Source organism: Virgibacillus sp. MSJ-26 (assembly GCF_018918075.1).
GTDB lineage: Bacteria > Bacillota > Bacilli > Bacillales > Amphibacillaceae > MSJ-26.
Window position 1 is genome coordinate 23,365 of the sequence record NZ_JAHLPW010000003.1, and the last position, 14,575, is coordinate 37,939.

General features: G+C 35.7%; 14 protein-coding genes. 5 read left to right on the top strand and 9 right to left on the bottom strand.

Features of this window, described 5'->3' with window-relative positions; all coding sequences use genetic code 11:
- Positions 1 to 46: 46 nt before the first annotated feature.
- From KQI49_RS02090 to KQI49_RS02105, 5 genes are all read right to left on the bottom strand, one after another.
- Positions 47 to 1,300 carry an anti-sigma-I factor RsgI family protein gene (locus KQI49_RS02090; RefSeq protein WP_216486388.1) on the bottom strand — a complete coding sequence of 418 codons (1,254 nt, stop codon included), beginning with the start codon at positions 1,298 to 1,300 and terminating at the stop codon, positions 47 to 49.
- On the bottom strand, positions 1,297 to 2,025 hold the full coding sequence (gene sigI / locus KQI49_RS02095; protein WP_371817510.1) for an RNA polymerase sigma-I factor: 729 nt from the start codon (positions 2,023 to 2,025) through the stop codon (positions 1,297 to 1,299). Before sigI ends, KQI49_RS02090 begins: the two co-directional genes overlap by 4 nt.
- Positions 2,025 to 2,150: a hypothetical protein gene (locus tag KQI49_RS18720; RefSeq protein ID WP_256438981.1), complete on the bottom strand. Its 126-nt coding sequence runs from the start codon at positions 2,148 to 2,150 to the stop codon at positions 2,025 to 2,027. The genes sigI and KQI49_RS18720 overlap by 1 nt, the downstream gene beginning before the upstream one ends.
- 161 nt (positions 2,151 to 2,311) lie before the next feature.
- Positions 2,312 to 3,130 (bottom strand): S1 family peptidase, encoded by an 819-nt coding sequence (locus tag KQI49_RS02100; RefSeq protein ID WP_216486390.1) that lies wholly within the window; start codon positions 3,128 to 3,130, stop codon positions 2,312 to 2,314.
- Between the two features lie 148 nt (positions 3,131 to 3,278).
- Complete coding sequence (locus tag KQI49_RS02105) at positions 3,279 to 3,500, bottom strand: hypothetical protein (protein WP_216486392.1); 222 nt, start codon at positions 3,498 to 3,500, stop codon at positions 3,279 to 3,281.
- Positions 3,501 to 3,681: 181 nt separating this feature from the next.
- Between KQI49_RS02105 and KQI49_RS02110 the strand changes: the two genes are divergently transcribed.
- The 4 genes from KQI49_RS02110 to KQI49_RS02125 all read left to right on the top strand — a co-directional run bounded on the left by KQI49_RS02110 (position 3,682) and on the right by KQI49_RS02125 (position 8,186).
- Positions 3,682 to 4,236 carry a beta-class carbonic anhydrase gene (locus KQI49_RS02110; RefSeq protein ID WP_216486394.1) on the top strand — a complete coding sequence of 185 codons (555 nt, stop codon included), beginning with the start codon at positions 3,682 to 3,684 and terminating at the stop codon, positions 4,234 to 4,236.
- A gap of 180 nt (positions 4,237 to 4,416) precedes the next feature.
- A complete protein-coding gene (locus KQI49_RS02115; protein ID WP_216486396.1) occupies positions 4,417 to 5,928 on the top strand; it encodes a spore germination protein in 1,512 nt (503 codons plus the stop codon).
- Between the two features lie 9 nt (positions 5,929 to 5,937).
- A complete protein-coding gene (locus KQI49_RS02120; RefSeq protein WP_216486398.1) occupies positions 5,938 to 7,053 on the top strand; it encodes a GerAB/ArcD/ProY family transporter in 1,116 nt (371 codons plus the stop codon).
- The gene (locus KQI49_RS02125; protein WP_216486400.1) at positions 7,050 to 8,186 is read left to right on the top strand and encodes a Ger(x)C family spore germination protein; all 1,137 of its coding nucleotides are present in this window, start codon (positions 7,050 to 7,052) and stop codon (positions 8,184 to 8,186) included. Before KQI49_RS02120 ends, KQI49_RS02125 begins: the two co-directional genes overlap by 4 nt.
- Positions 8,187 to 8,297: 111 nt before the next feature.
- Here the strand turns inward: KQI49_RS02125 and KQI49_RS02130 are convergent, their stop codons facing one another.
- The 4 genes from KQI49_RS02130 to KQI49_RS02145 all read right to left on the bottom strand — a co-directional run bounded on the left by KQI49_RS02130 (position 8,298) and on the right by KQI49_RS02145 (position 12,973).
- The gene (locus KQI49_RS02130; protein ID WP_216486403.1) at positions 8,298 to 9,503 is read right to left on the bottom strand and encodes a quaternary amine ABC transporter ATP-binding protein; all 1,206 of its coding nucleotides are present in this window, start codon (positions 9,501 to 9,503) and stop codon (positions 8,298 to 8,300) included.
- Positions 9,503 to 10,360, bottom strand: a complete 858-nt coding sequence (locus KQI49_RS02135; RefSeq protein ID WP_216486404.1) for an ABC transporter permease — start codon at positions 10,358 to 10,360, stop codon at positions 9,503 to 9,505. Before KQI49_RS02135 ends, KQI49_RS02130 begins: the two co-directional genes overlap by 1 nt.
- Before the next feature lie 104 nt (positions 10,361 to 10,464).
- The gene (locus tag KQI49_RS02140; protein ID WP_216486406.1) at positions 10,465 to 11,460 is read right to left on the bottom strand and encodes an ABC transporter substrate-binding protein; all 996 of its coding nucleotides are present in this window, start codon (positions 11,458 to 11,460) and stop codon (positions 10,465 to 10,467) included.
- A 442-nt stretch (positions 11,461 to 11,902) separates the two neighbouring features.
- Positions 11,903 to 12,973 (bottom strand): undecaprenyldiphospho-muramoylpentapeptide beta-N-acetylglucosaminyltransferase, encoded by a 1,071-nt coding sequence (locus tag KQI49_RS02145; RefSeq protein WP_216486409.1) that lies wholly within the window; start codon positions 12,971 to 12,973, stop codon positions 11,903 to 11,905.
- Positions 12,974 to 13,146: 173 nt separating this feature from the next.
- Between KQI49_RS02145 and KQI49_RS02150 the strand changes: the two genes are divergently transcribed.
- Positions 13,147 to 14,517: an MATE family efflux transporter gene (locus KQI49_RS02150; protein ID WP_216486411.1), complete on the top strand. Its 1,371-nt coding sequence runs from the start codon at positions 13,147 to 13,149 to the stop codon at positions 14,515 to 14,517.
- The last annotated feature ends 58 nt before the right edge of the window (positions 14,518 to 14,575 follow it).

Here is a 14,575-nt window from a genome sequence, read left to right on the forward strand (position 1 = left end):
AAACAAGGAATGTACCAATGTGGGTATATTCCTTGTTTTTTTACAGCTACCTTTTAGAGTGTCCCGGTGAAGTATGTTTCTTCTGTTGTCCTGGTGGTTGATGATGCTTATGTTTGTTATGTTTTTGTTGCCCGGGTGGCTGATGATGCTTTTGCTTATCTTGTTTCTTTTTCTGCCCGGGTGGCTGATGGTGCTTTTGCTTGTCTTGTTTCTTTTGGTGCCCGGGTGGCTGATGATGCTTTTGCTTGTCTTGTTTCTTTTGGTGCCCAGGTGGCTGATGGTGCTTTTGCTTATCTTGTTTCTTTTGGTGTCGAGATGGTTGGTGCTGCCCCTGCTTATTTTTTTGATGCTTTTTATGATGTTTTTCTTCTTTCTTCTTATTTTCAGGCGATTGTTTAGAATTCTTATCTTCGGAAGTTTTTTGTTTATCCTTTGAATTATTATCCTTCTTCGCGTCCTGTTGATTGGGTTCAGACTTTTCTTTATGCTTATCAGAAGGTTGATTTTCCTCAATTGCCTTTTGATCCTCTTTTATCTTTTTTTCTTTCGGTTTTAAAGAATCCTGAGTGTTTTCTTTTGGATGTTTATGTCTATAAAATGAATATATAATTTCTTTATCTTTTTGATTTAAATGTTTTATGTTATCTGGATTCTCATTAACTGTCTCAAAAAAGACTTCATTCATTGAGGTATGATCTTTTTCAGCAATCTCCCTTACATCTTCCGGTATATTTAAAGTCACGACTCCCCAGTCAGGAGTAAGATTGAGATCATCAAAGTCAAACAAATCTTCATTTTGCCCATCAATATAACTAACACCTATAATCATGTTTTTTCCATTTTGAGTTAAGCCATTTGCTTCACTTTCTTTGATAACTTTTTTTAATACGGTTTCTAAGTCTTTACCTTTGCAATCGCTTAAGTGATCAAGCAAAGTAGATGCATCGTCATTTAGTGGTGATAGTGAAGTCACTTGCATCTTGTTATTAAGTTTCATTTCAACACTTGGATTTATATCTACATTAATATAGGCATAAGTTTTGGAAGATCCCGTAGATAAATACATCGGTAATCCTAGCAAAACAATGAAGCACATCATCGCTAGAACAGCAGTTGGTACTGTCACGAAACGTTTGATTTTGAAAAAGAAAGACGGGGCTTCTCTCTTTATCAATGGACGATAAACAACTTCACACCCTATCTGAGCATTTTCGATGGGAAGAGCTTTCTGAAATAAGCCATCGTCTGTCATCACGATTGTGTATTGTGGGTGCTGTTCCATTATAATGCCTTTCTTCACTGACCCACCCCCTTTAAATAATCATTTAGATAAAGATATTCTTTATCTAAAACAATAAAAATCGCTAAAATATACTTTCGATTACGTTCGAGAGTTTTTTTACTGACGTCTACTTTTTTAACTAGATCTTTCATTGGTAATCTTTTCTTCTTGTGGACATACTGCTTCATATCCGCATCATTAAAAAGAATTCGTGCTGTTCTAATAGCCGATTCCCTTGCATCTTTATGTTTCGGAGCCACCTCTGTCAATTCTGAAAGAGATATTTTATAAGCAGCTAATTTTTTTTGGAAATCTAATATTTCTTGTCGGCGATACCATATATCCTGCTCCTCTTTGTAAGCATCTTTCACCGCTTTGATTTCTCGAGGATTTTCCATTTTTTCCGCATCAAACGTCTCATCTAATGACACAGAATCCGGGTACCTTTGTTTGGCGCGGATATCATCAATAATCCGTCTTGTGATCACTAACTTAGCAAAAGACAAAAAAGAACTGCCTTTGTCGGGTGAAAATGTTTCAATAGCACTATGAAAAGCAGATAATCCAATACTAAACTCATCATCTTGTTCTGGATCGATATATCGTTTGCATACACCAGAGACACACTTAGCGATAAAAGGTTGATAGGCTTTCAACAAGTGATTCAAGATGTCTAGATCTCCTTGCTGTGCCACAATCACCATTTCTTCGAGGGTTAAATCTTTGGTTGATTCTTGAGTAATCAAGCAGAAGCACCCCCCGCCGTCATTACATTATTCGTCACTTGATTTTCTTTTCTGAGTGTCTTTGTAATCTTTTCGTTAAATAAAACATCTATTTGTAACAAAACTGTCAAATTATCATTCATGAGGATTTCACCATCTTAATTATGTATATTTTAAAAGTATGGTTCATTTTATATTTATAATTAATAATAACTATCTTAACGAAAGAATAGGCTGATAGCTATCTCAAATGAATTACATTTCATTTAAATCTTGGTGACTAATCAGTTCATGGCATCACCAGTCACTTCTGCACCTCATAATAATAATCGATGGGAACAAATAAACCGACCTTCCCATAAGTCTCATGGTTAGTGGTGGCAAATATTATTCCGATGACTTCACGATCCTTATTGATGACTGGGCTGCCACTATTCCCACGGTATACAGGGGCCTCTATCATTAAGACTTGCTTATCCCAGTTTTTCAATTGTACATAATCAATAATATGACCTTCATTTGCAATTCGATTAAACCTTAATGGATTTCCAATAAAATAGATAGGTTCATTTTCCCTAAATTCAGCGCTTTCGGCTAAATTCAAATAAGGGAATGTGTCACCGTCCGTTTCTGTTTCTAAAACTGCCAAATCAATATCCGGATATCTCTCGGTGACTTGTGCATTAAAAAGCCCTTCATCTTTAAATGCCACTAAAACCTGATCATGCCCTTCAACTACATGATCGTTTGTAATAATAATACCATCATCACTGACTGAAAAACCTGTCCCTCGGCTTTCGTCTGTTTCAATAACGACAACTGACTTTTTATAACTTTTAATGTCATCATTGGTAGATAATTTAGCCGAGGTCTTTAAGAAATCAAGCGCCGGAATGGACACCACTTGAGGAAAAAGAGCCAGTACATTAAAAAACATTGCGATAGCCACTACCCAAAATAACCATTTTGGAAAAGGTGTTTTTGGTTTTTCCTCTCTTTCTTTTGCTTTTTTATAAGCATCTCTTCTCGCTTTTTCAACGAGCTCATATAACTCCTCATCATCCAATTCTTCATACAAGTCATCATCTATAATATCGTGTTTATCCTCATTTTTTTTATTCATGTAACACCTCAGCACCAAAATAAATATGTGTCTCTTCACAGTTTACCATGAGACTTAAAGAGCACATAAAAAAAGAGAAAAACTAATTGTTCTTCTCTTATCAGACATTCTTGTAAGGGGTGTAAAAACTACTTGATGAATAGTAGACTTAATTTTTAATTTTACTTTTCCAACCTATTTTAATTAATTTTTGTATTGTTGGCAAAGAGACTTCAGTTAATTGAGAAACTTCTTCAATGGAAAGGTTTGGCTGTTTAATTACTATACTCCGAACCTTCTCACTATCTCTCAGGCAGGGAGCGCACATTGCAAATGGGCTACTATCCATTGGATTACAACATAATCGACAATTTCGAACAACTTTTCCCAATTCACTTCACCCCTTATAATTAAATTGCATCTATTATACCGTATATAATAATTAAATTCAAATTTTCATAAGATTTTATCAACAAATGTCATATTATAGTATAATCTTTCTGTACAATTAATAGATAAAACTTTATAATTTTTAAAAAGGAAATCTATATAATAAGAGAGAGGGATCTTAAATGCATCTTGAAGAAATGCTAGAGTATAATAAAAAATTTGTAGCTGGAAAAGAGTATGAACAATATACGACAGATAGTATTCCAAATAAACGCATGGTCATTTTCACATGTATGGAATCAAGATTAGTGGAATTATTACCGAGAGCATTAAATATACAAAACGGTGACGTGAAGATGTTAAAAAATGCCGGTGCAATCATACGAAAACCTTTCGATTCTATCATGAAGAGTATACTCGTCGCTATTTATGAACTTAAAGCTGAAGAAGTAACGGTGATTGGCCACCATGATTGTGGAATGTCCCACGTGGATACGACTTCTTTATACGATAAAATGACTGAACGCGGCATTAAAGATAAGACATTACTAACAATAAAAAATAGTGGGATTGACTTTGAAGAAGAATTTCATGGATTTGATACAGTTGAAGAATCCGTTGAACAAAGTGTTTCTATAATCCGTAATCACCCCCTTCTTCCTGCACATATTAAAGTTCATGGACTTGTCATCGATCCAGGAACAGGAAAAGTGGATGTTGTAACGAAAGATCGATAAAACTACTGCATATTACTACATAGGACCTAATTTATGTTCTGTGTAGTTTTTTTATGTAGAAATTGTTAAAACTATAAAGTTAAATTAAAACGGGTTCCCGATGTTTAACCTTAATACATGTATATTGTTTTATCGATCTCCACATACTAAATTCTAGTTAATTTTTGTATGGAGGTAGACATGAGAAAAAGAAGACACTGGAAAAAAAATCTCTTTCCTCTAAAGGCGGATGAACTTAAAAAGATAGTTAAAGAACAATTCGAATCAACCACTGGTACAAATCCAGATCTGATTTTTAAAACATATGAAATCCAAGGTGAAAAAGTCGCCGTTTTTTATTTATCTAATCTCATTAACTCAGATAAATTTGAAACAAGTATTTTAAACCCTTTACTATCCTCCGAAAAACCGTGGACCAACAAATCACTTTTAAACGAAATTCCAATTGGTGAAAATAGCACAGCAAGTACATTAGAAGAGATTAACAATCAAATTATACTAGGTGAAGTATTTATCTATATTGAGCAAGAAAGCGAAATAATTGCTTATTCTTTAATTAATAAAGAAAAACGTTCACTCGAAAAGGCGGAAACTGAATCACTGGTCTTAGGTCCAAAAATAGCATTCACCGAATCAATTATTACAAACATAAACATTGTCAGATGGCGCATTAGATCTCCTAAACTTGTTATCGAGGAGTATAAAGTGGGGAAGACAGTCCCTCGAGACGTACGCGTCGTTTATATGAAATCAATTGCTAATCAAGAAGACATTAACACTGTCAAACAACGTATTAAAGATTTAGACGTAGATGAGATTGAAGATAGTATTGTATTAAAACAATACATAGAGGACGATCAATTTAATTTATTTCCTCAATTTGAAATAACAGAGCTTCCCGATAAATTCAGTTATGGAATAACAAAAGGTAAAATTGGCGTTCTCGTCGAAAACAGTCCGTCAGGTATTATTGCACCTGCGAATGCCTTTAGTTTCTTAGAGTCGACTGAAGATTTGTATATGCGCTGGCAGGCGGGAGCCTTCTTAAGAATATTGCGTTTTATTGCGATGTTCTTTTCTATAATCATTACACCGATTTATGTAGCGATTATCAGCTTTCAATATGATATTATTCCTACAAAATTACTCGTTACCGTAGGGCAATCAAGAGCCGTTGTCCCCTTCTCCCCTATATTGGAAGCTCTATTATTAGAGTTTCTAATTGAATTACTGAGAGAAGCTGGAGCCAGATTACCGACAAAAGTAGGTCAAACAATGGGAATTGTTGGAGGTATTGTAATTGGTCAAGCTGCAGTAGCAGCAGGAATTACTAGTAATATATTATTAATTGTTGTGTCCATGAGTGCACTTGCTTCATTCACAACACCCAGCTATCTACTGGGAACCACTATCAGAATCATTAGAATGCCACTTATTATTTTATCGGGTATATTTGGATTATTAGGCTTAATATGGGCTTTAAGTTTTTTAATCATTCATATGTTGAGACTAACATCATTAGGTCGCCCATTTCTAACCCCACTTTATCCATTAAGACTACAAGACTTTAATAAAGTGTTTTATCGCTTGCCGCCTGATTACACTACTAAACGAGTTGAGTCTTACCGGCCAAAGAAACTTAAACGATTCAATGCAGAAGAGGCCTCTCAAAAAAAGGATATTGATCAGTAGGTGAATAATATGAATGTTAATGTCAAAGTCCCAGCTCACGTGATGATTCGAGCCTTTTACTTGTTTTTTTTAATAACTTCTCTTCAATTTGGTGTAGGTACGATGGGAGCGCCGCGTTATATTTTTAAATTTGCACAGCAGGATTCTTGGGTATCCATATTGATAGCCTTTGCGTTCATTATCTTAACTGTTGCTGTTATGTTTATAATTCTGAATCAATACGAAAACGCAGATATTTTTGGCATTCAGGTTGATGTATTTGGAAATTTTTTGGGGAAATTTCTTGGGATTATCTATGTTTCATATTTCGGTATGGGTCTAATTACCGTTATAGCTACTTATATTGAAGTGGTTCAGATGTTCTTATATCCCACCTTCCCAACCTATGTGATTGCTACATTAATCCTATTACTAGTTATATACGCTATTACTGGCGGCATTAGAGTAATAACAGGCGTCGCATTTATTTTCTTTCTAGCTACCCAAACACTCTTAATATTTTTATATGATCCCATGTCACGGATGGAATGGGGCCATTTCTTGCCAATGTTCCAAGCATCACCAAAGGAATTAATGCAAGGTGCAAAAGCAACATTCTTTACAAATAGCGGTTTTGAAATGTTATTTTTATTGTATCCTTTTATCGAAAATAAAGAGAAGACTAAATTACCTACATTCCTTGGGATAGCTTACTCATCACTCATCTTATTAGTATTAACTATCGTTTTAATCGGGTACTTCAGTTTAGAACATATTGAAGACCTTGAATGGTCTTTGTTAACACTATTCAAAAGTGTTTCATTTACGTTTGTCGAGCGAATTGATTATATAGTCATCATGGCATGGTTACTAATTATTATTCCTAACAATGTATTACTTTTATGGGGGATGACTTACGGTCTAAATCGTCTTTTTAATATAAAGCAGAAAGGCTCCATCTATGTTTTGGCAGGCATAATACTTCTAGTCGTTAGTTTTGTTAAATATGACTATCAAATATTAAAACTAACTGATTTTATTGCACAGATAGGATTCTGGATTGCTTTTATATATCCTTTTATTTTATTACCATGTGTGTTAATCAGAAAAAAATGGAAAAGATCTAAAGGATTGGATAACTCATGAGAAAAATAAAAACACTCACTTTATTAATTATATTATGCCTGCTACTGACTGGATGTCCAGACAAAAGACAACTGGAAAACCTTGGTATTATTAATGCACGTGGGATTGATATTGAAGACCAAAATGAAATTAAAACCAACTTTGTCATATTTCAATTTGAAGAACAATCACAAGACATTACAAAGGTTGTTTCAGGTACAGGGGGTACACCAACAGGTGCTGTAAATAACGCTAACTATGAATCCAACTTCCTTCTTGAGCTCGGTAAAATACAATTAGATTTATATGGTTTAGAAGCAGCTAAGAAAGGAATCGCCCCCTACCTTGATATGTTAAACCGAAATCCTAATACTCCCGATACGATGTATTTAGCATTAAGCAAAACGACAGCTGAAGATGTATTAAAAATGAATGAACAAGACATTTCCATGAATATTGGCCAATACTTACACGATGTTATAGAGGAAAGCAGCACGAGTAAAAAACACTTCCCTAAAATGACTTTACAAAAATTCATGCGCTTTTATGGAGATGTTGGTCGCGATCCGATTTTACCCATTTTTGAGGTTTTAGATGGCAAACCAAAAATTACTTCAATTGGTGTTTTCCAAGATGATAAATATGTTGGAGACCTTCCCATTCACGACAGAGAATTATTTAACCTTAATTTTGGTCGGGTAAAAGAAGAATGGATGGAATTCTCTATTCCATCAAGGCCTTTTCAAAACGGTTTAAGCAAATTAAATGATGATGACATCCATCTAACTATTGATATTATAAGAAATAAGAGCGACATTAAGTTAGTGAATAAGGAAGCGCTTGAATTCGATCATTCATTTAAATTAGAAGTAAGGTTAATTGACATATCGGAACACGAAAATTTAAATATAGAAGATACTAAAATTCAAAAGAAAATCGAAAAAGAGGTAGGAAAAAAATTACGAAGCCGTTATGAAAAATTACTAAATGAATTACAAGACTTTGATTCTGACGCTTTAGGATATGGAGAAATATATCGTCAAAAAAAGCGAGATCAAAAACTAACAAATCAAGAATGGCGGAAACTTTATCCCGATATTGATGTAACATATACGGTTGATATTAAATTCATTGGACATGGTGAAATCTTTTAACAATTAGTAAATCTGTACCCTGAGTCAAAAATTTTGACCTCCTATTTAGGCTTAAATATATAGACAAAAAGCAGCTATAATTTAAAACTTAGCTGCTTTTTTGATATCTTTTTATTGTACTTGTCCTTCTTTTTCTGGCTCATCAGCAATAAGTCCCGCTAACACGTGAACTCGTAAAATAAACCCTACCAATTTCTCCTCTTCATCAACAACTGCTAGTGGGAAACTTGATTCTAATGTCTTGGGAATTAAATCGCTGACATATTCATCTCTTTTCACAATATTAATGTCTGTTTTCATTACATCTTGGAGTGATTTCTTCTCTTTTATGCCTTTGACTGCGTCATCAATTGTAACGAGCCCTTTTACTTCACGCTTTCGGTCAACGACAAAGACGCTGGAAATATTATTCTCTTCCATTTCTTTAATCGCGACGTTTAGTCCGTCTTTGGTAGAGACTAACGCATTTGGCTTAATCATGACATGTTCTGCTTGAATAACTTTAGAACGGTCAATATCCTTAATAAATTCTGAAATATAATTGTTAGCTGGCTGTTCAATTATTTCTTCCGGCGTTCCTATTTGAACAACATGACCATCTTTCATCACAGCAACACGATCGCCAAGTTTAAAGGCTTCGTTTACATCGTGGGTAATAAAGATAATCGTTTTTTGCAATCGTTCTTGGATATCAAGAAGTTCTAGTTGCATCTCGCGACGAATAAGCGGATCTAGCGCACTGAATGGCTCATCCATAAGAAGAATATCAGGATCATTAGCGAGTGCACGAGCAAGTCCTACACGCTGCTGCATTCCACCTGATAATTCATCGGGGTATTTATCTTCATAGCCTTTCAATCCAACAATCTCAATATTTTTCATAGCAATATTTCGGCGTTCTTCTCTGGAATAATGACGTACTTCAAGGCCATACTCTACATTTGCTAGAACTGTTCGGTGATTAAACAAACCGAAATGCTGAAACACCATTGCAATTTTTTCTTGCCTTACTTTTTTCAAGGTTGATTTACCGGAATTAGCGATATCTTCACCGTCAATATACACAGACCCTGTTGTTGGCTTGTTTAATAAATTAAAACAACGAATGAGGGTAGACTTTCCACTTCCAGACAGCCCCATAATGACAAAGACTTCACCTTTTTTCACTTCTAGGCTGGCATTATAAACACCAACTGTATGACCTGTTTTAGCCAATATATCATCTTTTGACATGCCTTCTTTAACCATAGGTATGACGCTTTTTGGTTTCGATCCAAATATTTTCGAAACATTTTCCAATTTTATTTGTGTTGTCATTAACTTACCCTCCTATGCTTCTGAAGCTTATCAGCAAAGCCATTGGTAATACGATCGATAATAATAGCTAGGAAGACAATACTTATACCTGCTTCAAAGCCAAGTGCGATATCGATTCGATTAATAGAGACGAGAACTTGCTCTCCCAAGCCAGAAGCTCCAACCATGGATGCTATAACAACCATCGCCAAAGCCATCATTGTTGTCTGGTTCACACCGGCCATAATCGTCGGCAAGGCTTGTGGTAATTGAACCTTACCTAGCATTTGCCAAGTTGATGAACCAAATGACTCTGCAGATTCAACAACTTCTTGATCTACACCGCGAATAGCTAACTCTGTTAAGCGAATAACAGGAGGTAAAGCATAGATTAATGTTGCAAAAATTGCAGACACGTTTCCAAGACCGAAGAAAAAGATCGCTGGAATCAAATAAACAAAACTCGGCATCGTCTGCATGGCGTCAAGCAACGGCCGCATGATTGTTGAAAAACCTCTACGGAATGCCATGTAAATCCCAAGAGGAATACCGATAATCAAACAAATCGCCACAGCTGTTATGATAATAGCAATCGTTGTCATCATATCTTCCCAAAGACCGAATGTTCCGATTAAGAAAATAAAAAAACCATATAAAAAACCAGAGAAAACTGATTTGAAATACCATCCAAGCAGGATAACAATAATAATAAACAGCCACCACGGTAACCAAACTAAGAAATCATCAATCCCGTTAATCGTTCTTGAAGAGATGAGAAATATAAAATCAAATAACCCTTTAAAAGTTGTATCTATAAAGCTGACCAATGAGTCAACATATTGCCCTAATTGGGTTTGTATATCAGGAAAACCACCCATAAACACGCTGCATTTATATCAGCAGCTTCACACCTCTCTTTACATAAAGTTTTATATAAAATGGAGAAAAAGCAGCCAACCAAGCGGCTAGCTGCTCGTTTTAATTAATTAAGTGCATCTTTTACTTTGTCAGCGATATCTTCATCTATCCAGCTTGTCCAGATATCTTCATGCTGCTCCATCCACCACATAGCTGCCTCTTCTGCTGAAGCTTCTTCTTCTTCCATATAATTTAATGCTTCTTCTGTTAAATCATTGCTCGTTTCATAGTTTTCTAGGAATTCAACGACCTCTGGAGCTTGCTCAGGCAAATCTTTATGAACAGCCACTACGACATCATTTGGTGGGAATTCAGTGCTTTTATCTTCATCCCATGCATCAACATCAAAATCATCTTCTTCAAGTAACGTTAAATCATACTTTGCTGTTACCCAAGTAGGAGACCAGTAATAACCTACCCACGGTTCTCCAGATTCATATGCACTTACAAGGTCTGCAACAGCAGCTGAGTCAGAACCTGGGATAAAATTATTCATTGTTTCATCCAGTCCATACGTATCAAATTTTGTTGTAATTGCTTCTTCTACAGCCCATCCACTAGGACCATTGATAATTCTTCCGCGTCCTGGATCTTCTGGATCTTCAAACACATCGGGATAATCTTTCAAATCTTCAACTGTTTTTAAATCAGGTGCCATCGGTTCAATCCCACGTTCTTCATCACCTTCGATAACATATGTGGGTACATAAAGACCTTGATCATTATCATCAAAGTTCACTGATAATTTTTCTATATCTCCAGCTTCAATTGCTTCTTCATAGGCTTCACGCACGTTATCCGTCCAGACTTCAGTATAAACGTTAATATCTCCCTCACGTAAGCCCTGAAGCGTTGCTGCAGTTGAACCTGTTGTTTCATCCGTATCATAGCCAAAACCTTCTTCAATAATTGTGCGGGCAATGTAGTTATGAACTACAATACTATCCCATCCGGCGTCAGCAAATACAATTTCATCAATTGTTCCTTCCGTGGTCGAGTCACCACATGCAGCTAACATAATAGTTAAAATACTAACAAAAATAACCCCTATTTTTCTCATTGGTACGCCCCTTATTTTTAAATTTTGTTTCTTGGAAATAGATTAGTTATATCTTTCCATAAATGAAAAGCCCTGTTTACCGTCATCAAGGTTCAAATCAAATAGTTTATTTATCTATATATGAGATGTTCAAATTGAAGATTTAAACGAAAGAAAAGATGGAAAGCATGACGAAGGACCTAACATATTAAGGTTACTGAATATCTATTTCTAAATCAAACGCTATTAATCTATGTATATTTTCGTATTAAGAGATTTTAAAGGAATAACATGATTTTTCTCACAAATGATAGCTTATTTGTCGTTTATTCTCACTATAACTCATGTTTACTCAATATTTACCATTTTATTTGAATCTTTATTTAATTCAAAAGGTGTAGAGTCCACTTTATTTACAAAGAAAGCACTCCGTTTGTGTCGGAATGCTTTTTAATATGAATAGCTATTTCGAAATGTCTTTGATAATCTCTATTACTCTATCACGAGATTTTTCACTTTTATATTCGCTCATGTGCTCTTTCATTAATGGGGCATACTCTTTTAACTGGATAAGTTCTTGCTCTAACGTTCCCTGTGTCAAATTTTCCTCTTCAAGGATACGAGCATAGCGTTTTTCCTGAAAAGACTCCGCGTTAACAATTTGGTCTCCTCTACTTGCTGCTCTAGATAATGGTATAAGTAACATCGGAATACGGAGAGCTAAAAATTCAAAAATAGCATTTGCACCGGCACGTGAAATGACAAAATCCGTTATCGCGAAAATGTCTTTTAACTCCTCATTCACATATTCAAACTGAATATAGCCTCTCTTATCAATGGTTGAATCAACTTTTCCTTGCCCACAAATATGGACGATTTGAAACTCTGCTAATAAAAAGTCAAGACTCTCCCTGACCACATGATTGATTCTTTCCGCCCCAGCACTACCTCCCATAATTAAGAGAACGGGTTTATCCTTCGTGAAGCCACATAATGTAATTCCTCTTGTTTTATCCCCTTGGAACAATTCATCTCGGATGACAGCACCTACATATTCTGCTTTATTTTCAGGCAAGTATTGCATCGTTTCAGAAAATGTGGCCAACACCTTATTGGTAAATGGAATGGAGAGCTTATTAGCGAGCCCCGGAGTGTAATCTGATTCATGAATCACCGATGGAACTCGGCGAAGTTTTGATGCCAACACAACCGGCACAGAGACAAAGCCACCTTTAGAGAAAATGACATTCGGTTTGCGTTTGCCAATGATTCTCCATGCCTGCACGGTTCCTTTCATAACTTTAAATGGATCCTTGAAGTTTTCCATAGACATATATCTTCTTAATTTACCTGTTGAGACAGGATAGTAATCTACATTAGGAACCTGTTCGATCAACCGTCTTTCAATACCGTCTTTCGAACCGATATAATCGACTTCCCATCCTTCTTTTTGAAAAACGGGAATTAAAGCCAGATTAACGATGACATGACCCGCTGTCCCTCCACCTGTAAACAGGATACGTTTTTTACTCACTATAAACGACTTCCTTTCTTCCATAATACCCTCAAATCGAGTATAATTGCCTTTGTGACTTTTATTAATTGTCATTTATTATTATGTTAAGCATTGTTTAATGAAAACTTCGGGTGATTAGAAAATACCACTTCTTTATCCTATTAGAAAACTATAGAAAAGGAAAGAGTTTTATGTATGAAACATCTACTTTAAGAGATAAATTAAAATTATTTACTGTTATATTAATCCCTATTCTTATTACCCAGGTCAGTATGTATCTGATGAACTTCTTTGATACAGTGATGTCTGGGCGAGCCGGTGCTATCGATTTAGCTGGCGTGGCAATTGGTTCAAGTTTGTGGGTCCCCATATTCACTGGAATTAATGGTGTACTCATCGCCATTACTCCTATTATAGCGCAACTCATCGGTGCTAAGGAAGATGACGACATTCCTCGAAAAGTCCAGCAAGGAATCTATTTATCTATAGCCCTAGCAATCATTATATTAGTAATCGGCACTCTTATCTTAACACCTATTTTAAATGCGATGGATTTAGAACCAGCTGTACGCTATACGGCTAAATATTATCTTGTCTCCTTAAGTTTAGGCATTGTTCCTTTATTTGTTTTTAATACAGTAAGAAGCTTTATTGATGCACTCGGTCAAACTCGTATATCGATGATGATAATTCTAACATCATTGCCCTTAAATCTTGTTTTTAATTATATCTTTATTTTTGGAAAACTGGGGCTTCCAGCTTTTGGAGGTATTGGCGCCGGGATAGCTACTGCGATTACGTATTGGCTAATTTGTCTGATTGCCTTAGGTACAATTTATAAAATACATCCTTTTAAAGAGTTTAACCTATTCAGTCAGTGGGTCAAACCCTCCCTTATTGAGTGGTGGGAACAATTGAAGATTGGGATTCCAATCGGTTTTTCAATATTTTTTGAAACAAGTATCTTTGCGGCCATCACGCTATTAATGAGTGTGTTCAGCACTTACACGATTGCTGCTCACCAAGCAGCGATGAATTTCGCTTCTTTACTTTATATGTTACCACTTAGTGTCGGCATGGCACTTACCATTGCTGTCGGTTTTGAAGTAGGAGGGAAACGTTTTTTAGATGCCCGCACTTATAGTTACATCGGCATTTTTATCGGGCTTGCTATAGCTGTATTTGCCGGCCTTGTTCTATTTGTATTTAATGGACCTGTAGCAAAGCTTTACAACACCAATCCCGATGTTGTCGCTCTAACAAAACAATTTATTTATTTTGCTATTTTTTATCAATTAGCCGATGCAATCGGAGCCCCAATTCAGGGGGCTTTACGCGGTTATAAAGATGTTAATGTTACCTTGATCACGTCACTTGTTTCTTACTGGCTCATAGGCTTGCCGACTGGTTGGTTATTAGCGACTTATACATCGCTTGAACCTTTTGGTTATTGGGTCGGAATTATTGTCGGCTTAAGTACAGGTGCCATTGCTCTCCTTGTTCGGTTACTATATTTACAAAAAAAGTTTCCAGCAAAATCAAAAGCGCAAGCGCCCGTTTAGCAACGTACAAACTGGACTGAGATATAACCATTAAAAAAACTCATCGAGAGAAACAAAG